The sequence below is a fragment of the Dinoroseobacter sp. S375 genome (genome assembly GCF_049800775.1).
Lineage (GTDB): Bacteria > Pseudomonadota > Alphaproteobacteria > Rhodobacterales > Rhodobacteraceae > Dinoroseobacter.
The window spans coordinates 475,833-494,838 of sequence record NZ_JBNAFR010000003.1; the positions used below are offsets into that span (position 1 = coordinate 475,833).

Annotated in this window: 19 protein-coding genes; 11 read left to right on the forward strand and 8 right to left on the reverse strand. The window is 64.3% G+C overall.

The genetic code is table 11. From position 1 onward, the window contains the following. Positions 1–251: 251 nt before the first annotated feature. The 10 genes from ACP150_RS10170 to ACP150_RS10215 all read left to right on the forward strand — a co-directional run bounded on the left by ACP150_RS10170 (position 252) and on the right by ACP150_RS10215 (position 10,740). Positions 252–1,571, forward strand: a complete 1,320-nt coding sequence (locus tag ACP150_RS10170; protein ID WP_424966494.1) for an ABC transporter substrate-binding protein — start codon at positions 252–254, stop codon at positions 1,569–1,571. 96 nt (positions 1,572–1,667) lie between these two features. Then, positions 1,668–2,615: a carbohydrate ABC transporter permease gene (locus tag ACP150_RS10175; RefSeq protein WP_424966495.1), complete on the forward strand. Its 948-nt coding sequence runs from the start codon at positions 1,668–1,670 to the stop codon at positions 2,613–2,615. After that, the gene (locus ACP150_RS10180) at positions 2,612–3,574 is read left to right on the forward strand and encodes a carbohydrate ABC transporter permease (RefSeq protein ID WP_424966496.1); all 963 of its coding nucleotides are present in this window, start codon (positions 2,612–2,614) and stop codon (positions 3,572–3,574) included. Before ACP150_RS10175 ends, ACP150_RS10180 begins: the two co-directional genes overlap by 4 nt. Continuing rightward, positions 3,571–3,759, forward strand: a complete 189-nt coding sequence (locus ACP150_RS10185; protein WP_424966497.1) for a hypothetical protein — start codon at positions 3,571–3,573, stop codon at positions 3,757–3,759. Before ACP150_RS10180 ends, ACP150_RS10185 begins: the two co-directional genes overlap by 4 nt. A 2-nt stretch (positions 3,760–3,761) precedes the next feature. Continuing rightward, the gene (locus ACP150_RS10190) at positions 3,762–4,856 is read left to right on the forward strand and encodes an ABC transporter ATP-binding protein (RefSeq protein ID WP_424966498.1); all 1,095 of its coding nucleotides are present in this window, start codon (positions 3,762–3,764) and stop codon (positions 4,854–4,856) included. Beyond that, positions 4,849–5,841: an ABC transporter ATP-binding protein gene (locus tag ACP150_RS10195; protein ID WP_424966499.1), complete on the forward strand. Its 993-nt coding sequence runs from the start codon at positions 4,849–4,851 to the stop codon at positions 5,839–5,841. Before ACP150_RS10190 ends, ACP150_RS10195 begins: the two co-directional genes overlap by 8 nt. A 12-nt stretch (positions 5,842–5,853) precedes the next feature. Then, positions 5,854–7,473 (forward strand): dihydroxyacetone kinase subunit DhaK, encoded by a 1,620-nt coding sequence (locus ACP150_RS10200; protein ID WP_424966500.1) that lies wholly within the window; start codon positions 5,854–5,856, stop codon positions 7,471–7,473. A gap of 49 nt (positions 7,474–7,522) precedes the next feature. Continuing rightward, the gene (locus ACP150_RS10205; protein WP_424966575.1) at positions 7,523–8,536 is read left to right on the forward strand and encodes a LacI family DNA-binding transcriptional regulator; all 1,014 of its coding nucleotides are present in this window, start codon (positions 7,523–7,525) and stop codon (positions 8,534–8,536) included. Between the two features lie 21 nt (positions 8,537–8,557). Then, entirely contained in the window at positions 8,558–9,616 is a 1,059-nt protein-coding gene (locus tag ACP150_RS10210) for a sugar phosphate isomerase/epimerase family protein (protein ID WP_424966501.1), read from the forward strand. Beyond that, entirely contained in the window at positions 9,613–10,740 is a 1,128-nt protein-coding gene (locus ACP150_RS10215; protein ID WP_424966502.1) for a Gfo/Idh/MocA family protein, read from the forward strand. The genes ACP150_RS10210 and ACP150_RS10215 overlap by 4 nt, the downstream gene beginning before the upstream one ends. 49 nt (positions 10,741–10,789) lie before the next feature. On the opposite strand, the gene ACP150_RS10220 is transcribed toward ACP150_RS10215, so the two are convergent. The 8 genes from ACP150_RS10220 to ACP150_RS10255 all read right to left on the reverse strand — a co-directional run bounded on the left by ACP150_RS10220 (position 10,790) and on the right by ACP150_RS10255 (position 17,340). Next, a complete protein-coding gene (locus tag ACP150_RS10220; RefSeq protein WP_424966503.1) occupies positions 10,790–11,602 on the reverse strand; it encodes a Pnap_2097 family protein in 813 nt (270 codons plus the stop codon). Beyond that, positions 11,599–12,855, reverse strand: coding sequence for an MSMEG_0569 family flavin-dependent oxidoreductase (locus ACP150_RS10225; protein ID WP_424966504.1), 1,257 nt, complete (start codon positions 12,853–12,855; stop codon positions 11,599–11,601). The genes ACP150_RS10220 and ACP150_RS10225 overlap by 4 nt, the downstream gene beginning before the upstream one ends. 10 nt (positions 12,856–12,865) lie before the next feature. Next, positions 12,866–13,144, reverse strand: a complete 279-nt coding sequence (locus ACP150_RS10230; protein ID WP_424966505.1) for an MSMEG_0570 family nitrogen starvation response protein — start codon at positions 13,142–13,144, stop codon at positions 12,866–12,868. Then, positions 13,137–14,120 (reverse strand): sll0787 family AIR synthase-like protein, encoded by a 984-nt coding sequence (locus ACP150_RS10235; RefSeq protein ID WP_424966506.1) that lies wholly within the window; start codon positions 14,118–14,120, stop codon positions 13,137–13,139. Before ACP150_RS10235 ends, ACP150_RS10230 begins: the two co-directional genes overlap by 8 nt. Beyond that, positions 14,120–14,668 carry an MSMEG_0567/Sll0786 family nitrogen starvation N-acetyltransferase gene (locus ACP150_RS10240; protein WP_424966507.1) on the reverse strand — a complete coding sequence of 183 codons (549 nt, stop codon included), beginning with the start codon at positions 14,666–14,668 and terminating at the stop codon, positions 14,120–14,122. Before ACP150_RS10240 ends, ACP150_RS10235 begins: the two co-directional genes overlap by 1 nt. Further along, positions 14,665–15,765 (reverse strand): MSMEG_0568 family radical SAM protein, encoded by a 1,101-nt coding sequence (locus tag ACP150_RS10245; RefSeq protein WP_424966508.1) that lies wholly within the window; start codon positions 15,763–15,765, stop codon positions 14,665–14,667. Before ACP150_RS10245 ends, ACP150_RS10240 begins: the two co-directional genes overlap by 4 nt. Further along, on the reverse strand, positions 15,758–16,750 hold the full coding sequence (locus ACP150_RS10250; protein WP_424966510.1) for a Nit6803 family nitrilase: 993 nt from the start codon (positions 16,748–16,750) through the stop codon (positions 15,758–15,760). The genes ACP150_RS10245 and ACP150_RS10250 overlap by 8 nt, the downstream gene beginning before the upstream one ends. Positions 16,751–16,857: 107 nt before the next feature. Next, positions 16,858–17,340 carry an MSMEG_0572/Sll0783 family nitrogen starvation response protein gene (locus ACP150_RS10255; protein ID WP_424966511.1) on the reverse strand — a complete coding sequence of 161 codons (483 nt, stop codon included), beginning with the start codon at positions 17,338–17,340 and terminating at the stop codon, positions 16,858–16,860. A 267-nt stretch (positions 17,341–17,607) separates the two neighbouring features. Here ACP150_RS10255 and ACP150_RS10260 point away from each other — a divergent pair, with 267 nt between their 5' ends. Continuing rightward, on the forward strand, positions 17,608–18,969 hold the full coding sequence (locus tag ACP150_RS10260) for a PLP-dependent aminotransferase family protein (protein ID WP_424966512.1): 1,362 nt from the start codon (positions 17,608–17,610) through the stop codon (positions 18,967–18,969). Positions 18,970–19,006 lie beyond the last annotated feature (37 nt).

Here is a 19,006-nt window from a genome sequence, read left to right on the forward strand (position 1 = left end):
ACACCGGTGGCCGGGGGCGGCGAAGGCGATGCCGTGACCAAGAGAATCGCACCCAGTCCCGCTGGCGAATCGTTTCAGCCTGACGTTTTTTTGCAGGGAAAATTCCCATAAGTTACTGCAGGATCAATGATTTTCATATTCTAGAGGTACGCACCTCAAAAATATGTAGACCTGAGGTGCGTACCTCAGATAGCGTGACAGCATGCCGCGATTCGTCCTTGGGCTTGGTGGCAAAAAAACGGGAGGAATGAATGTCATATTCAAAACTGGCAACGGCCAGTGCCATTGCACTTGCGGCCACAGGGGTCGCGAACACGGCGCAAGCCGAGGATCTGACCCTGTGCTGGGCCGCGTGGGATCCGGCCAATGCCTTGGTCGAGCTGTCCAAAGAATTCGAGGCCCAGTCGGGCCACAGCATGAACTTCGAGTTCATCCCATGGCCGAATTTCGCAGACCGGATGCTCAACGAGCTGAACTCCGGCGGCAAACTCTGCGATCTGTTGATCGGGGACAGCCAGTGGATCGGCGGGGGTGCCGAGAACGGCCATTACGTCAAGCTGAACGACTTCTTCGAGGCCGAGGGCATCTCGATGGACGACTTCGCACCGGCCACGGTCTATGCCTATTCCACATGGCCCAAAGGCACGCCGAACTATTACGCGCTGCCCGCGATGGGGGATGCGAATGGCTGGTTCTATCGCAAGGACTGGTTCGAGCGCGAGGACATCCAGGCCGCCTATAAGGAAGCCACGGGCGAGGACCTGCGCGAGCCGCAGTCCCAGCGCGAGATGCTGCAGATTGCGCAGTTCTTCCAGGGGCGCGAGATCGACGGCAAAACCGTCTATGGCGCGGCGATCTTCACCGAGCGCGGCTCGGAAGGGATCACCATGGGGGTGACCTCGGCGCTCTATCCGTGGGGGTTCAAGTATGAAAACACCCCGGGATCTTACGACATGGAAGGGGCTGTGAACTCGCCGGAGGCCGTCGAAGCGCTTGAATTCTATAAGGAGTTCTACGCGACCGCGACCCCGCCGGGCTACACGAACTCCTATATGGGTGAGAGCCTCGATGCGTTCAAATCCGGTCAGGTCGCCATGGCCATGAACTGGTTCGCGTTCTTCCCGGGTCTTTATGCGGATCCCTCCACGGGCGGCGACAAGATCGACTTCTTCGTGAACCCACCGCAGAACCAGGCCGGCTCGACGCTGGGCGGGCAGGGGATCTCGGTGGTCGCCTATTCCGACAAGCAGGATGCCGCGCTTGAGTATATCAAGTGGTTCGCCGATCCCGGTGTGCAGGCAAAATGGTGGGAGCTGGGCGGCTATTCGGCCCATAACTCCGTGCTGAACGATCCGGGCTTTGTCGACAGCCAGCCCTTTGCCGGGGACTTCCTCGAGGCGATGGGCGCTGTGCAGGACTTCTGGCAGGAGCCGGCCTATGCCGAGCTGTTGCTGGCGATGCAGAAGCGCGTCCATGACTACGTGGTCGCCGATCAGGGCAGCGCGAAAGAGGCGCTCGACAAGCTGATCGAGGACTGGACCGAGGTCTTCGAGGACGAAGGCAAGCTCTAACTCCCCGCCGGGTGCGCGATCCCGTCGCGCACCGGCACCCCCTCGCGCCGGGACCCCCCGGTCCCGGCGTATCTTTCCAGGACACAGGCCAATCACATGTCTGACCGGACAATAGATCGCGTTGCGGCGGCAACGCCCACTCCAGTTGCGCGCAAAATCAAGGGTTTGTCGGACCGGGCCATCGCCTGGATCTTCGTGGCCCCGACGATTTTCCTCTTGCTGGCGATCAACATCTTCCCGCTGATCTGGACGATCCGGCTGAGCTTTACCAACTACAAGGCCAACCGCATCAACCGCGAGCCCGAGTTCATCGGGTTGCGCAATTACGAGCGGATCCTGACCGATAGCGACATCTGGCTGAACATGCAGGCCACGGCGCATTTCCTGTTCTGGACGATCTTCTTTCAGGTCCTGATCGGGTTCACGTTGGCTTGGCTGATCAACAAGAAGTTCAAGGGCAACGACCTGTGGACGACGATCATCGTGCTGCCGATGATGTTGTCGCCGGCGGTGGTCGGCAACTTCTGGAAATTCCTCTACCAGCCGCAGATCGGCCTGTTCAATTACATCGTCAGCTTCTTCACCGGCAAGGACCCGTCGAGCTTCGAAATGCTGGGCAGCGTCAATCTCGCGCCCTGGTCGATCGTGATCGTAGACACGTGGATGTGGACCCCCTTCGTGATGCTGATCTGCCTCGCGGGGCTGCGATCAATCCCCGATTACATCTACGAGGCGGCCGAGATCGACCGCGCCTCGAAATTGCGGCAGTTCTTCACCATCACGATCCCCATGGTCCTGCCCTTCCTGATGCTGGCCGTGCTGTTCCGCGGGATCGAGAACTTCAAGATGTTCGATCTGGTGGTGCAGCTTACGGGGGGCGGGCCCGGCTCGGTCACCGAGCTCACCTCGATCAACCTCAAACGCGAAGCCTTTGAGAAGTGGCGCACGGGCTATGCCTCGGCCTATGCGATCATCCTCTTCGTGACCGTCTTCGGCCTCGCCAGCATCTACGTCAAAGCCCTGAACAAGGTAAAAGAGAGATGAGCGGGTATTCCATCACCGAACCCTCCAACCGAACCAAGTGGTTCGCAGGGACGCTGGTCATCCTCTATGCGCTGATCACGATGATCCCGCTGGTCTGGATCGGCTTCACCGGGTTCAAGAGCCCTGCGGACGCGATCAGCTATCCGCCGAAATACATCATCGGCAGCGAGAGCGAGGCCGGGTTCCAGCCCACGCTGGAAGGCTATGTGAACCTCTTCACCACGCGGACCCGCCAGACCCAGGAATTCCTCGAGGCGAACCCGCCCGAGAACTGGGCGGATGAGATCGTGCGCAAATACGACATGGTCATCGTCGGCCCGTCGAAGTTCGGCGAGCGCTTCATGAACTCGGTGATCATCGGGTTCGGCTCCACCTTCCTGAGCATCTTCCTCGGCACGCTGGCCGCCTATGCCTTCAGCCGGTTCAAGATCCCGTTGGCCGATGACCTGCTGTTCTTCATCCTCAGTACGCGGATGATGCCACCCATCGCGGTCGCGATCCCGATCTTCCTGATGTATCGAAATCTCGGGCTGTCGGACACGCATCTGGGCATGATCCTGCTCTATACGGCGGTGAACATCTCGCTCGCAGTGTGGCTGCTGAAAGGGTTCATCGACGAGATCCCGCGCGAGTATGAAGAGGCCGCGCTGATCGACGGCTACACACGGTTTCAGGCCTTCTACAAGGTGGTGCTGCCCCAAGCGGCGACGGGCATCGCCTCCACTGCGATCTTCTGCCTGATCTTTGCCTGGAACGAGTATGCCTTTGCGGTGCTTCTGACTTCGGCGACGGCACAGACCGCACCGCCTTTCATCCCGACGATCATCGGCATTGGCGGTCTCGACTGGCCGGCTGTGGCGGCGGGGGCCACGATCTTCCTCTTGCCGGTCATGATCTTCACCATTCTGTTGCGCAAGCACCTGCTGCGCGGGATCACATTCGGAGCCGTCCGCAAATGAGCAAGTTCTTCAACGGCCTTCTCCGGCTGCGGCGCGGCCCATGGGAGATGCTGGCCACCATCATCATCGCGCTCGGGGTGTTCATGCTGATGCAGCCCTTCGCGATCTGGGCCTTCACCTATTCCTTCATCACAACTTTGATCGGCACGGTGATGTTCATCATCGTCAGCCATTTCCCGGAGTAAGCATGGCGCAGATTGTCATCAAGAACCTCAAGAAGCAGTTCGGGGATTTCACCGCCGTCCGCGAGAGCTCGTTCACCATCGAGGATGGAGAGTTCTTCATGCTGCTCGGCCCCTCGGGCTGCGGCAAGACCACGACCCTGCGGATGATCGCAGGGCTGGAGCTGCCGACCTCGGGCGAGATCTTTCTCGACGGCGAAGAGATCGCGCAACGCGCCCCCTCGCAGCGCGATATCGCCTTCGTCTTCCAGATGTTCGCGCTCTACCCGCATATGAATGTCTACAACAACCTCGCCTATCCCCTGAAAAGTCAGGGCATGCCCCGGGCGCAGATCCGGACCAAGATTGACGAGGTGGCGGGCATTCTCGGCATCACCGACATCCTCAAGAAGCCCGTCGGGGGCCTCTCGGGTGGGGATCGCCAGCGGGTCGCGCTGGGTCGCGCCATCGTGCGGGAACCCAAGGCGTTCATGATGGATGAGCCGCTCGGCGCGCTCGATGCCGAGTTCCGCGAGCATATGGCCGAAGAGCTCCGGGCGCTCCATGACCGGATGGGGGCGACCACGGTCTACGTGACCCATGACCAGCTCGAGGCGATGCAGATGGGCGACAAGATCGTCGTGATGAACAACGCCGTGGTCGAGCAGTTCGGCACCCCGCAAGAGATCTATGACAAGCCCGCGACCATGTTCGTCGCCGATTTCATCGGCTCGCCCTCGATGAACTTCCTGAAGTTCCACGGCAAGGTCGGGACCGGCGATGCGGAGGTCGCGATGCATGCCAACAGTTTCGCCGTGCCCCTGACCCGCGAGCCTTTCGAGGGGGATATGGCCTTTGGCGTGCGCCCCGAGCATATCCGGCTCGCCGATGATGCGCCCTTCCGGGCCGAAGTGCTGGCAAGCGAGTATCTCGGCACCACCCAGATCGTCACGCTGAACACGGCAGCGGGCGAGGTGAAGGCCCGGGTCGATGCCAAGCAGGTTGCCAAGACCGGCGAGACCGTGGGCCTCGCCTTCAATCCCGGGACGGTCACGCTCTTTGACCGGCAATCGGGCCGGGCCCTGAAATCCGAACTGAATGAGGGCGTGCTCCATGGCTGAGGTTTCGCTCAAGAACGTGTCCAAGGCCTTTGGCAAGACCCAGGCCGTCTCGGATATCTCCATGACCATCGAGAATGGGGCGTTCGTCGTGCTCCTCGGGCCCACGGGGGCGGGCAAGACCACGACCCTGCGCCTGATCTCGGGGCTGGAAAAGCTCGATGCGGGCAGCATCCATATCGGCGGGCGCGATGTCGGCGATGAGACCCCGGCACAGCGCGACGTGGCGATGGTGTTTCAGCAATACTCGCTCTATCCGCATATGTCGGTGCGGGACAATCTGGCCTTCCCCCTGCGCTCGCCCATCCTCAAGACGCCCGAGGATGTGATCGCCCAGAAGGTCCAGAAGATCGCTGAAGTGCTGCAGATTCCGCACAAGCTCGACAACAAGGCGACGGAGCTCTCGGGCGGCGAGATGCAGCGCGTGTCGATCGGGCGGGCGCTGGTGCGCGATCCGGCGATCTACCTGATGGATGAACCGCTCAGCTCGCTCGACGCCAAGCTGCGCGCGGATCTCCGGGTGGAGCTCAAGCGCATCCATGCGGATCTCGGCTCGACACTTCTCTATGTCACCCATGACCAGATCGAGGCCATGACCATGGCCACCCATATCGGCGTGCTCGAGGAAGGGCGGCTCGTGCAATACGGCACGCCCAAGGACATCTACGAGAACCCCAGCAGCATCTATGTCGCCAGCCGCCTTGGCCTGCCGCGGATCAACATCCTGCCCTCGTCGCTCTTTCCCGGCAGCCACAAGGGCCCGAGCATCGGGTTGCGCCCCGAGAATATCCGGCAGGGCGACGGGATTGCCGCGACCGTCCTGAGGTCCGAGCATCTGGGGGATCAGACCCGGCTCCATCTCGAGGTCGAGGGCCATGCGATCACCACGCTCACGGATCCGCATCAGGATTACGCAGCCCATGAAACGATAAAAATCAGCCCGCAAAATCCACTCTATTTCGACGCCTCTGGCGCGCGGGTCGTGTAAGGGAGGACCACCATGGCTCAATTCATCAATGCCAAAGAGGATCTGGTCACGGAGGCCCTGGACGGGGTGCTCGCCGCTGCGGGCGGGGCGCTGTCGCGGCTCGACGGGTATCCGCATATCAAGGTCGTGTTCCGCTCCGACTGGGACAAGTCCCGGGTCGCGCTGGTCTCGGGCGGGGGCTCGGGGCATGAACCCGCCCATGCGGGGTTCGTGGGCGAGGGGATGCTCACCGCGGCGGTCTGCGGCGAGGTTTTTGCCTCCCCCTCGGTGGAGGCCGTGCTGGCCGGCATTCTGGCCGTGACCGGCGAGGCCGGGTGTCTCCTGATCGTCAAGAACTACACCGGCGACCGGCTGAATTTCGGGCTCGCCGCCGAGCGGGCCCGGGCGCTGGGCCGCAAGGTCGAGATGGTCGTGGTGGATGACGACATCGCCTTGCCGGACCTGCCGCAGCCGCGCGGCGTGGCGGGCACGCTGTTTGTGCACAAGATCGCCGGGGCCATGGCCGAGCAGGGCGCGGATCTCGACACGGTCACGGCGGCAGCAAAGGCCGTGATCGGCAAGGTCGCCTCGATCGGGATGAGCCTTGATACCTGCACCATTCCCGGCTCCAGCAAGGAAAACCGGATCGGGGCAGGCAAGGCCGAGCTGGGGCTCGGCATCCATGGCGAGCCGGGGGTGGAGCAGGTCGATTTCTCCACCGCCATGAGCGCCATGGGCACCGTGGTCGACAAGCTGCGCGGCCATGCCGAAGGGCAGGCCGTGGCCATCGTGAACAATCTCGGCTCGACCACGCCGCTCGAGATGTCGGTGCTGACCCATGCCCTGACCGAGGCCGGGCTGGTGGACCACCTGATCGGGCCCGCGCCGCTGATGACCTCGCTGGACATGCATGGCTTCTCGGTCTCGATCATGGCGGTGACCCCGGCAGAGCTGGCCGCGCTTGGCGCGCCGGTGCCCATGCCCGCCTGGCCCGGCATGGCGCAGGTGGTGACGCCTCCGGTCGTGCCGCTGCCCGATGGGCTCACCCCGATCGAGCCGATCCCCTCGCAGAACCCCAAAACCCGCGAGATCATCCAGAAGGTCACCGACCTGCTGATCGCGTCCGAGGCCAAGTTGAACACGCTCGACGCCAAGTCCGGCGATGGGGACACCGGCAGCACCCTGGCCACGGCGGCGCGGGCGCTGCAATCGAGCCTCGACCGGATGCCGCTTGCGGATCTGACGCAGCTTTTCCCGGCCCTGGGCAATGAGCTGAGCCAGACCATGGGCGGATCGTCCGGCGTGATCCTCGCGATCTACTTCAACGCCGCGGGCGATGCCTGCGCCAATGGTGCGACCGTGCAAAAGGCGCTGGTCGATGGTTTGACCCGTGTCAGCCAGGTGGGCGGGGCCTCGGTCGGGGACCGCACCATGATCGACGCGCTTGCCCCGGCATTGGACGCGCTGCCGAGCGGGATCTCTGCCGCCGCTGCAGCCGCCCGCACCGGCGCCGACAGCACCGCCGCCATCCATCGGGCCAAGGCCGGGCGGGCGGCCTATGTGCCCGAGGAAAACCTGCGGGGCCACAATGATCCGGGCGCAGAGGCCGTGGCGCTTCTGTTCGATGCGCTAGCCAGAGAAATGGTGACCTAAACTGAGCAAGCCGCGCCTCACAATCGTCGCAAAACCAACGGTCAATGACATTGCCCGGGTGGCTGGCGTGAGCCTTGCGACCGTGGACCGGGTGCTCAACGAGCGCCCGGGCGTCCGCTCCGTGACGATCAAGAAGGTGCAGGCGGCCATCGACAAGCTCGGCTATGTGCGCGACACGGCGGCGGCCAACCTTGCGCGGCAGAAGACCTACCGCTTTGCCTTCGTACTGCCGGATTGGAAGGGGCAGTTCCTCGCCAGTCTCGAGCGGGGGATCGCCGAGACGGTGGTGAATGCGCGCCATGACCGCACCGAACTGCGGACGATCCGGGTGCCGAACCACGACCATACTCAGCTCGCCAAGACCCTGTCCGAGCTGAGCCCGGACGAGATCGACGGGCTCGCGATCATGGCCAAGGAGACCCCGCTGGTGCGCGATGCCATCGCCGATCTGCGCAAGCGCGGGATCCCGGTCGTGTCACTTGTTTCGGACCAGCCGAACTCGGATCGGGACCATTTCGTCGGCATCGACAACGTGGCGGCGGGCCGGACGGCGGGCACGCTGCTGGGGCGGTTCACCGGCGGGCGGCAGGGCAAGGTGGTGGTGGTCATCACCAACAAGCAATCGCGCGACATGATCGAGCGGCGCCATGGCTTTGACCAGATCGTCAGCGCCGAGTTTCCCCATCTTGAGCCCTTGCCCAGCGTCGAAGGGCAGGAGGATCCGGCCCATACGGAAAAGGTCACGCTGCGCGCGTTGGAGCAGAACCCGGATGTGATCGGCGTCTATTCCGTGGGGGCCAGCGTGCAGGGCATCGCCCGCGCCATCACGGCGGCGGGCCTGCCCGTGCGTCCGGTGCTGATCGATCACGAGCTGACCGAGAATTCCGCCAGCCTGCTGCGTGCGGGCGTGGTGGATGCGGTCATCACCCAGAACACGGGGCATCTCGCCCGCAGCGCCCTGCGCGTGCTGCGCGCCAAATGCGACAAGACCCCGGTGATCAAATCGCAGGAGACAATCCGGATCGACATCGTGATCCGCGAGAATCTGCCATCGATGGAGTAAGCATTTTAGGGAGGAATGCGGATGAAAACGATCAAGGGACCGGCGCTGTTTCTGGCGCAGTTCGCGGGGGATGAGGCGCCCTTCAACTCGTGGGACGCGATCACGAAATGGGCGGCGGATTGCGGCTATGTCGGGGTGCAGGTGCCCAGCTGGGATGGCCGCCTGATCGATCTGGCCACCGCCGCCGAGAGCAAGGATTACTGCGACGAGTTCAAGGGCGTGGCGGCGGCCAATGGCGTCGCGGTGACCGAGCTTTCGACCCATCTGCAGGGGCAGCTGGTCGCCGTGCATCCCGCCTATGACACGGCCTTTGACGGGTTCGCCGCCGAAGAGGTGCGCGGCAATCCCGCAGCGCGGCAGGCCTGGGCGGTCGATCAGGTCAAAAAGGCCCTTTCAGCCTCCCGCAATCTCGGCATCGGGGCGCATGCGACCTTTTCCGGCGCTCTGGCATGGCCCTATGTCTATCCGTGGCCGCAGCGCCCCGCGGGCCTGATCGAGACCGCCTTTGACGAGCTCGCCGCGCGCTGGCGTCCGATCCTCGATCACGCCGAGGACTGCGGGGTGGATGTCTGCTACGAGATCCACCCGGGCGAGGACCTCCATGACGGGGTGACATACGAGATGTTCCTCGAGCGGGTGGATAACCACGCGCGGGCCTGCATGCTCTATGATCCGTCCCATTACGTGCTGCAATGCCTCGATTATCTGGACAATATCGACATCTACAAGGACCGGATCCGGATGTTCCACGTCAAGGATGCGGAGTTCAATCCGACCGGGCGGCAGGGGGTCTATTCCGGCTATCAGAGCTGGGTCGACCGGGCCGGGCGGTTCCGTTCGCCTGGCGACGGGCAGGTGGATTTCGGTGCGATCTTCTCGAAGCTCACGGCAAATGGGTTTGACGGCTGGGCCGTGGTCGAGTGGGAATGCGCGATCAAGCATCCCGAGGATGGCGCGCGCGAGGGCGCGGCCTTTGTCCGCGATCATATCATTCGCCCGACCGAGGTGGCCTTTGACGATTTCGCCGATGGCGGCACGGATGAGGCGGCCAACCGCAAGATGCTGGGGATCGACGGATGACGGATCGTATTCGGCTGGGCATGGTGGGCGGCGGCAATGACGCCTTTATCGGGGCCGTCCATCGCATCGCCTCGCGCATTGATGACCAGTATGAGCTGGTTGCGGGGGCGCTGTCCTCGACACCGGAAAAGTCCCGCGAAAGCGGCGCGGCGCTCGGACTGACGCGGGTCTATGACGACTTCAAGCAGATGGCGATCCGCGAGGCCCGGCGCAAGGACGGGATCGAAGCGGTCTCGATCGTCACCCCGAACCATGTCCACTACGCAGCGTCCCGCGAATTCCTCAAGCGGGGGATCCATGTCATCTGCGACAAGCCCCTGACCTCGACGCTGGCCGATGCCAAGAAGCTGGTGAAAGCGGCCGAGGCCTCTGACGCGCTCTTTGTGCTGACCCACAATTACACCGGTTACCCGATGGTGCGGCAGGCCCGCGCCATGGTCGCTGCCGGCGAGATCGGGGCGGTGCGCGTGGTGCAGGTGGAGTATCCGCAGGACTGGCTGACCATCGAGCAGGACTTCAAGCAGGCCGAGTGGCGTACCGATCCCGCGCGCTCGGGCGCCGGAGGCTCCACGGGGGATATCGGCACCCATGCCTATAACCTCGCCTGTTTCATCTCGGGGCTTGAGGCGAGCGAGCTTGCCGCCGATCTCGACGCCTTTGTTCCGGGACGGCGGGTGGATGACAACGCCCATGTGATGCTGCGGTTCAAGGGCGGGGCGAAGGGGATGCTCTGGTCCAGTCAGGTCGCGCCGGGGAACGAGAACGCCCTGCGGATCCGGATCTATGGCGAGACGGGCGGGCTCGAATGGGCGCAGGAGGATCCGAATTACCTCTGGCACACGCCCTTTGGCGAGCCCAAGCGCCTGATCACCCGCAATGGGGCCGGCGCGGGCGATGCCGCTGCCCGGGTCAGCCGCATCCCGCCGGGCCATCCCGAAGGGTATCTGGAGGGGTTTGCGACGATCTATTCCGAGGCCGCGCAGGCCATTCGCGCCCATCGCAAGGGTGAAGCGGCCCCGGCGGATGTGGTCTATCCGACAGTGTCCGACGGGCTGAAAGGCGTGCAATTCGTGGATGCCTGCGTGCGCAGCTCGCAACGCAATGCGGCTTGGGTCACGCTCTGACCTTGCACCCGATCCGCGTCTGCCCGGGACCGGGCGGGCGCTGCTTGGTCTAGAACCGTTCGCAGAGGCTTTGCGCCATTTTCTGCGCGGGGTGCTCCCCTGAGCCCTGTCGCCAAAGGGCCAGATGTCCGGGGCTATCCGGCATTTGCGCGGCATGGACCGTCTCGCCGGTCTCGATATTGGAGAAATAGGTGACGCAGCGCCGTCGCACCGGACGCCAGTCGGCGCGCGGGTCAAGACGCTGCGCAGCCTGCTCGAAGAGGCGCGTATAGCTCGGAAAATAGAGCAGCCCCACCGCGTTGAAATCGCTGCCCGTGCAGGGATGCAACTCCAGCTTCGGCGTGCCAATGCGCGGGTCGGCCCGCTGGGCCTTGGCGAGCGCGCTCGAACGCTCTGCGAAGCCGTCCGGGGCTTGCGGCAGGACCGGCAGCAGGTAGGGGTTCGCCCGGCACACGCTGGCATTCACGCCCTGCTCGAGATGGGTCACGAAGGTCGAGATCAGGCGCATCCGCGCGACCTTCTGCCCGCCGATGACGAGCCTGTGGACCGATTGCAGGCGGCTCCTGGCGACCGCCCACAACTCGGAACACAGGGTCGTCTCGGATCCGAGCGCTGCCGCCTCCGGATCCAGTTGCTCGAACTCCGTCGCGCAGAAGGCTGCGTAGATCTGACGCCCCGCCGCATCCCGAAACACGGTGCTGTGCTGACCGACGGCATCGGCAATCAGCTGCCAGTGCACATCGCCCAGATGGCGCAGCCACCAGTCCTCTGCGAGACCGCGATAGGCCAGCTGTGCCATGCCGAGGGTCAGGCGCGTCTCGCGCCGGACCGGGCCGGGATGCAGGAACGGCGCCGCGGTCATGACGCGGCCTGAAGCGCCTGTTTGGATTTCGCGAAGATGGCATCGGCAAGATAGCCCGCATCCTCGTCAATCCCGAGAAACCGCCCGGAACCCCAAGTGTTCAGCCAACCCAGACCGATGAAATAGAAGCCGTCCTGCTTGCAGATCCCGCGATCGAATTGCGGGCGGCCCTGGGCGTCGAAGACATTCACATCGATCCAGCTGTAATCCGGGCGGAAGCCGATGGCCCAGAGGATCGAGGTGATCCCCTCGGCGGCGCAATCGATCTCGGTGATCTCCTGCTCCGGCCGCCACATCTTGGCAAAGGGCGGCTCCTCGGGGGCGTCGATCCCGGTCTCGGCGATATAGGCGTCGATGGCCGTGCGAATGCCGAGATAGCTGCTGTCGGCATCGTCGAGATTGGTCTCTAGATCCGGCAGGAACGAGATCTTGGTGCCCTCCATCCCGCTGACCGAACCATAGAGCGACACGCCTTCGGTGGCGAATTTGCGCAGGTCGATCTCATGCCCGCCATCGCGGCCGGTCATGTAGTGGTTGGTCTTGGTCAGGGCGTGATGGGGGTCCGGGTGCCGGGCGATGGTGATGTCATAATGGCCCATGTCATAGAGCCAGTCCGTGGCATCCCGCCCGCGATATTTGCGCGGCGAGCGCGGGGCCGGGCCCACGGCGAGATGCACGTCCCGGCCTTCGAGATGCATATCCTCCATAAGCTGCACGCCGGACTGCCCCGTCCCGACAATCAGCGTGGCGCCGTCGGGCAACTGGTCCGGGCGGCGATAATCGACGGAATGGATCTGCCGGATCGCCGGGTCGAGCTGATCTGCATAGGGCGGCACGATCGGATTGTCATAGCCGCCCGTGGCGATCACCACCTGATCGGTGGCGTAGTTGCCTTGGCTGGTGTCGACCAGATACCCGCCGCCGGGCCGCTCGGCGATCCGGGTGACCGTGCAATGCTCCATGATGGGCGGCGCGAATGTCTCGGCGAAAGCGTCGAGATAGTCGGTGATCTCTTCCTTGACCATGAACCCGTCCGGATCATCGCCCGCATAGGGGAAGCCGGGCAGGCGGCATTGCCAGTTCGGGGTCACCAGACAGAAGCTGTCCCAGCGGTTCACGCGCCAGGAATGGAACTTCTCGTGCCGCTCCAGAACCACATGCTCGAGCCCTTTCTGGGCGAGGTAATAGCTGACGGAGAGGCCGGCCTGACCGCCGCCGACGATGACAACAGGGATATGTTCGCGATGAGCCATGGATGGGTCCTTATGAGATCGTGAGGCAGACAACATCTGCCGGCGGTGAGAAGCTGCGCAGGGTCCGCTCGATCTGGGCGAGCTGGGCATCGGCGCTGGTGCAGCGGAAGCCGTATTTCGCCTCGACCCGCAGGCTGGCCTGTTCGAGGGCGGTTCGGCAGCGTGCGGTGAACTCTTCGAGCGGATAGGCCGTGCCCGCGCTCAGATGGTCGCGGATCACGGTTGAGGGGGAATAGAGCTCTTCGGTCCGGCCGTCGGGCCATCGCACGGTGAAGCGGGTTTCAGGCATGGCGAGGCTCCGGCGATGTCAGGTTGAGATAGGGGGTGCGGGCATAGTCCCAGAACGGGGCGGAGCCTTCGCGGCTGGTCAGGTGCACCGCCGTGGCCTCGGTGACATCTCCGCAGGGGGTGGCCGAGATGCCATGGCGGTGGAAGGCGGCGCAGACCGCGTCCGCATCCCTCGCCTGTGCGGTCAGCAGAAAGCCGAAGCTCGGGAAGCTGCGCAGCCAGCGGGCCATGTCGACGCCCTCCGGGCGGGGCAGGGCCTCCAGCTGGATGTCGATCCCGACGCCTGAGGCCTCCGCCAGCATGAGGGCAGTGCCCGCGATGCCGCCCTGGCTGATATCCTTGCCACTGGTGACCAGCCCGGCTTCGGCGATCTCCGGCAGGATCGAGAGCGCAGCGCGCAAGGCGGCGGGCGGCGTTGTGAGTGCGGCGTTCCAGTTGTCGAACGGCTCGCGATAGCTGCCGCGCAGATCCGTGGCACAGATCAGCACATCGCCCGGGCGCGCGGTGAAACTTGAGATCACCTTGCGGGCATGTCCCAGGATCGAAACCGAAAGCTGCAGCGCCTCGGTCCGTAGATTGGTATGCCCGCCGACAATGGGCACGCCATAGGCCTGTGCGGCGGCTTTCATCCCGGCCAGCACGGGCTGGGCCTGTTCGGCGCTGGGCGCCCAGATCGCGTTGGTCACCGCCCGGGGGCGGCCGCCCATGGAGAGGATGTCCGAGATGTTCACCATCACCCCGCACCAGCCCGCGAACCACGGATCGGCCTCTACGAAGGCGTTTATGAACCCTTCGCAGGCAAAGAGGTCATGGCCCTCCTGACCCGGCAGCACGGCGCAATCATCACCGGGCTGACCCGTGCTCTGCGCCGTCAGGCCCAGGGTGCCCGTGCTCTGGGCGATGTCGAGCTTGCTGCGGATCGAGGGGTGATCGCGCAGGTCCCGCACGATCTGACGCAGGGGGAGATGGGGTTTCATCACCTGCGCCTCCGCGTCGGCGACAGGGTTTTCCAGCCGATGAACGGGTCCGGGATGGGCGGATAGGCGGCAAGGTCTGCCTGCATCTCCATATGGGGGACGCCATGCACCTCGATCTCGCGCAACGGGGTCCAGTGGAGACGTTTGAACAGGTTCACATTCTGCATCTGGACCTGCGCGAGGAACCGGTCGCAGCCCCGGCCATGGGCGGTGCAGACCGCGAGCCGGATCAACTCGGCCCCGAGACGGCCCATGCGGCGGTGGCTCTCGGCCACGGCCAGTCGCGACCCGCGCCAGACGCGCGGGCTCTCTTCATGGATGCGCACGGTGCCCACCACCTGATCGGCCTCCGAGGCCAGCGTGCTGATCGCGGCCAGGGGCGTGGCGATGGCATCGATCGCATCCCGGTCATCGGTGGCGAAGATCCGTTGTTCCTCGACAAAGACCCGGTGGCGCAGCTCGCGCACCCCGGCCAGCTCCCAGGGTTGGGCGGCGGCGCGGATGATGAAGTCGGGCGACAGAAAGGCGCGGGCGTTCTGGAAACTCATGACACCCTCAGCTTTTCGTAGACCGACAGGGCCGAGCAGGCGCCGCATTTGGCGCAGCCCGCCTTGGCGCTTTCGGCGCTCATCCCCGCGCGCAGGATCATCCCCGACAGGGGCCTCAGGATCTGTGCCATGAAGTCCGAGCTGGGGGCCGGATGGCTTTCCAGCGGCGTGCCCGAGACCGGCACGAAGGGCACCACAAAGGGATAGACCCCGATCTTGCAGAGCTCCTGCGCGGTGGCGAGGATCGCCTCCGGCGTGTCGCCGAGCCCGGCGAGGATATAGGTCGAGACCTGCCCCCGGCCAAAGACAGCAACAGCGGCGCGGAAGCTGCTGAAATACTTCTCAAGGCTGACCTGCGCCTTGCCGGGCATGATCCGCGCGCGCACCTCGGGCGTCACCGCCTCCAGATGCATGCCGAGCGCGTCGACCCCGGCCTCGGCCATGCGCTCATGCCAGACGTCATCCTCGGGCGGCTCGCATTGGGCCTGAATCGGCAGGTCCACGGCGGCCTTGATCGCGGCGGCGCTGTCGGTCATCACCGCAGCCCCCCGGTCCTTGCCCGCCGGGGTGCCGGTGGTCATCACCATATGCTTGACGCCGTCGAGCTCCACCGCGGCCTTGGCGACCTCGGCCAGTTGTTGCGGCGTCTTGTGGGCGATGGTGCGCCCGGCGGCGAGCGATTGCCCGATAGAGCAGAACTTGCAGGTCTTCTTGCGGCTCTCATACCGGATGCAGGTCTGCAGAACGGTGGTGGCCAGCACGTCCTTGGAATGCAGCGTGGCGATCTTGCTGTACTCGATCCCGTCTGCGGTCTTGAGATCGTAGAACCGCGGGCGGGTCGGGAACCGGACCTTGCCGAGGGGGACGCCGGATTTCGTGACCTCGGCCAGCCCGTCCGCGCCCGGAGCCTGTACCAGATAGGGACTGTCAAAGGCGGGGGCCGTATGGACCGGCACCATGACGGTACTGCCGCCCAAGGTCACGGCCTTGTGGTCGGTCGGACCCGCGCCGCCACGGCGGCTCTCCATCCCGGCGGTGGGATCGACCAGCCGCATGCCCCGGGTCTGCAATTCGTTGATCAGGTCGGCTTCAGACATCTTCGACCTCCGTCTCGGACTGGGGCACGAGACCCTGGGGCGTCTCGATCCGGTGGACCGGCTGGGCAGGGCGCGCATCATGCACCAGATGCAGAAGCTCGGGCCGCGCATAGTGGCCGACACTGTCCATCATCCGCTTGCGCTTGGTCACAAGGCGCATGTCGAGATCGGCGATCAGAATGCCTTCCCCCTCGGTCAGGGGCGGGACCACGTGGCGGCCTTCGGGCGAGATGATGCAGGTCATGCAGCCATCGCGCAGGCCTTTCTGCAGCTTGGGGTCGGGCGAGATGCTGGCAATCTGCTCTTCGGTCAGCCAGCCGGTGGCGTTGACCACGAAAGCGCCTGCCTCCAGCGCGTGATGGCGCATGGTCACCTCGATCTGCTCGCCAAAGATCGGTCCCACAAGGCTGCCGGGGAAATGCCCCACATGGATCTCTTCATGCTGGGCCATCAGCGCATAGCGCGCGAGCGGGTTGTAATGCTCCCAGCAGGCCAGCGCGCCGATCCGGCCCAGCTTGGTCTCCACGACCTTGAGGCCGGCGCCATCCCCTTGGCCCCAGATCATGCGCTCATGATAGGTCGGGGTGATCTTGCGCCGCTTCAGCACCAGCGAACCATCGGCATCAAAGATCAGCTGCGTGTTGAAGAGCGAGCCGTTGTCGCGCTCATTCACGCCCAGCACGATCACGACGCCCCGTTTCAGCGCGGCATCGGCCACCGCTTGGGTTTCCGGCGAGGGGACGACGACCGCCTCTTCATAGAGACGCAGATGTTCGGCCCCCTGCAGCATGGGCGGTTGGACAAAGGAAAAATAGGGGTAATAGGGCACGAAGGTCTCGGGAAAGACGATCAGCTCGGCGCCCTTCTCGGCGGCTTCGGCGATGGCGTTGAGAACCCGTTCGATCGTGCCCGCACGGCTTGTCAGATCCGGGGCGATTTGCACGGCGGCGGCACGCACCATCCGGCTGGGGTCGGCATCAGGCATGAGGGCATCCTTTCAGGCGCGACAGGCGACGCCGTTGCCGCCCGGGAGGGTTGGTGGGGGATCGAGAGGCCGGGGCAACGCCGTTGCCGCCCCGGCCGAGGCCTGGGTCAGAGGGTCCAGGTATCGAGGATCAGGGCATTGTCGCGCACATGCAGCAGCTTGAGGTCGAGCACATCCTGCGGTGCGATCGGCGTGATCCCCGGCAGGAGAGACGGCTCCCCATGACCCATCAGCATCTGGAGCGCGAAGCGGCAGGCATAGACCTTGCCGCCTTCCTTCATGAACTTCGTCAGGTTCGCGGCATAGTTCTGCGCGCCGGGGAAGGCCTCGTCGCCCAGGGTCGGGAAGCCGCGCTGCACGCCCAGCGACACGCCGGGACCATAGAGCAGGACCGAGGTTTCGAACCCTTTGCGCTGCAGGCGGATGGCCTGAAGGATGTTGACCAGCCCGATGGAGCCTTCGAAGGCCACGGTGTGGAAGGTCACGAGGGCTTTCTGGCCCTCCTCGGCCTGGACGTCCTCAAAGACCTTGTGTTCGTAGTCTACGAAAAAGTCTCCGTCCTTGTGAGCGGGGGTTGTGACTTCTGGCATCGCATTCTCCTGTCATGCGCTTTTGGGTTTCACCTAGCTAGGCGCGGCGATCAGGAGTGGGCTATTGATGCATACAATTTTGCAGGTAATGCAATTGTATTGATTGTACGAATGTGCTGAGCGGATGGGCGTAGATCGAACCGGTTGTTCGAAAAATGGGCGATCATATGCTCAAGAGGCCGATTTTAGCGCCAGATAGCACTTGCAGGATTGTCTACATAATATGCATACAATAAGGGTTTTGCTGTCAAATCCCCGAGGTGTCTGATGCAGAACTGGCCCCAGCGAATCAAACAATCCGGTCGTCCCCGCTATCTGGCGATCGTGGACTGCATCGCGCAGGACATGAAGGATAGGGTGCTGTTGCCCGGGGATCAGCTCCCGCCGCAGCGCCAGCTCGCCGATATCATCGGCGTGAATTTCACCACCGTGTCGCGCGGCTATACCGAGGCGATCAATCGCGGGCTCATCGCGTCCCATGTGGGGCGTGGCACCTTCGTTTTGCCGCAAAAGAGCCTGAGCAGCAGTGACGAGCGGCGGGCGCTGGCCAATGACCTGACCATGAACGCCCCGCCCGAGCCGACCGATCCCGAACTGTTGGAGAGGATGCGGGCCGGGCTCTCGGCGGTGTCCGACGATCTGGTGCATCTCTTGCGCTATCAGGATCCGGTCGGGGGCAGTGTCGACAAGGAGGCCGCCTCGATCTGGCTGTCGATGCGGGGTCTGGTGCCCAATCTCGAACGGATCGCGGTCACGCCCGGGGCCCATGCCACGATGCTCGCAATCCTGACGGTCTTGGCCCGGCCGGGCGATTGCGTCCTCTGCGAGGAGATCACCTATGCCGGGTTCAAGAAGATCTGCACCCAGCTCGGGCTGAAGCTGGTCGGGTTGCCCATGGATGCGGATGGGGTGCAGCCGGATGCGCTGGAGGCGGCCATCGCCGAACACCACCCGCGTGCGCTCTATCTCAACCCGACCCTGCACAATCCGACGACCATGATCGTGCCGCAGGACCGCCGGCTCGAGATCGCCGAAGTCATCCGGCGACACAACCTGCCGCTGATCGAGGATGACGCCTATGGGTTCGTGCTGCCGGATGCGCCGCCGCCCATGGCGACCAGTGCCCCGGAACAGACCTGGTATATCGGCGGGCTCGCAAAATGCATCGGGGCGGGTCTGCGTCTGGCGTTTACGGTCACGCCCACGGCGCGGGCGGCCTTCGCGCTGGAAAACGGGATCCGCGCTGCTTCGGTCATGTCCTCGCCGGTCTCCATGGCGCTGGCCACGCGCTGGGTGCTGGACGGGACGGCGGACCAGATCCGCCGTTTCATCCGCAGCGAGACGAAGCTGCGGCAGGAGATTGCCGCTGAGCTCGTCACCGAGGCGGCGTTCATCGCCAAGCCCCACGCGTTCAACATCTGGCTGCGTCTGCCGGGGGGCGTGACCAGTGCTTCGCTGATGGCGGCGATGTCGAACCACGAGATCGGCATCACGCCCGAAAGCGCCTTTCGTATGTCCGTGGGGGAGGATCGCTTCGTGCGCATCTGCCTTGGCGGGCGCATCCCCCGCGAGACATTGCCCCAGACGCTGTCACATCTGAACAATCAGATCTGGCAATTGTCCCAGTAGGTGCGCGGTCTCCGTGTCGGGGCTGGCATTGCGGTCG

What these genes read in the sequence shown, in the direction of transcription:
- ACP150_RS10200 (WP_424966500.1), top strand. Translation starts at nt 5,854, where the DNA reads ATGGCTCAATTCATCAATGCCAAAGAGGATCTGGTCACGGAGGCCCTG.
- ACP150_RS10210 (WP_424966501.1), top strand. Translation starts at nt 8,558, where the DNA reads ATGAAAACGATCAAGGGACCGGCGCTGTTTCTGGCGCAGTTCGCGGGG.
- ACP150_RS10260 (WP_424966512.1), top strand. Translation starts at nt 17,608, where the DNA reads ATGCAGAACTGGCCCCAGCGAATCAAACAATCCGGTCGTCCCCGCTAT.
- ACP150_RS10245 (WP_424966508.1), bottom strand. Translation starts at nt 15,765, where the DNA reads ATGTCTGAAGCCGACCTGATCAACGAATTGCAGACCCGGGGCATGCGG.
- ACP150_RS10225 (WP_424966504.1), bottom strand. Translation starts at nt 12,855, where the DNA reads ATGGCTCATCGCGAACATATCCCTGTTGTCATCGTCGGCGGCGGTCAG.
- ACP150_RS10215 (WP_424966502.1), top strand. Translation starts at nt 9,613, where the DNA reads ATGACGGATCGTATTCGGCTGGGCATGGTGGGCGGCGGCAATGACGCC.
- ACP150_RS10170 (WP_424966494.1), top strand. Translation starts at nt 252, where the DNA reads ATGTCATATTCAAAACTGGCAACGGCCAGTGCCATTGCACTTGCGGCC.
- ACP150_RS10175 (WP_424966495.1), top strand. Translation starts at nt 1,668, where the DNA reads ATGTCTGACCGGACAATAGATCGCGTTGCGGCGGCAACGCCCACTCCA.
- ACP150_RS10195 (WP_424966499.1), top strand. Translation starts at nt 4,849, where the DNA reads ATGGCTGAGGTTTCGCTCAAGAACGTGTCCAAGGCCTTTGGCAAGACC.
- ACP150_RS10180 (WP_424966496.1), top strand. Translation starts at nt 2,612, where the DNA reads ATGAGCGGGTATTCCATCACCGAACCCTCCAACCGAACCAAGTGGTTC.
- ACP150_RS10190 (WP_424966498.1), top strand. Translation starts at nt 3,762, where the DNA reads ATGGCGCAGATTGTCATCAAGAACCTCAAGAAGCAGTTCGGGGATTTC.
- ACP150_RS10255 (WP_424966511.1), bottom strand. Translation starts at nt 17,340, where the DNA reads ATGCCAGAAGTCACAACCCCCGCTCACAAGGACGGAGACTTTTTCGTA.
- ACP150_RS10220 (WP_424966503.1), bottom strand. Translation starts at nt 11,602, where the DNA reads ATGACCGCGGCGCCGTTCCTGCATCCCGGCCCGGTCCGGCGCGAGACG.
- ACP150_RS10240 (WP_424966507.1), bottom strand. Translation starts at nt 14,668, where the DNA reads ATGAGTTTCCAGAACGCCCGCGCCTTTCTGTCGCCCGACTTCATCATC.
- ACP150_RS10250 (WP_424966510.1), bottom strand. Translation starts at nt 16,750, where the DNA reads ATGCCTGATGCCGACCCCAGCCGGATGGTGCGTGCCGCCGCCGTGCAA.
- ACP150_RS10230 (WP_424966505.1), bottom strand. Translation starts at nt 13,144, where the DNA reads ATGCCTGAAACCCGCTTCACCGTGCGATGGCCCGACGGCCGGACCGAA.
- ACP150_RS10235 (WP_424966506.1), bottom strand. Translation starts at nt 14,120, where the DNA reads ATGAAACCCCATCTCCCCCTGCGTCAGATCGTGCGGGACCTGCGCGAT.
- ACP150_RS10185 (WP_424966497.1), top strand. Translation starts at nt 3,571, where the DNA reads ATGAGCAAGTTCTTCAACGGCCTTCTCCGGCTGCGGCGCGGCCCATGG.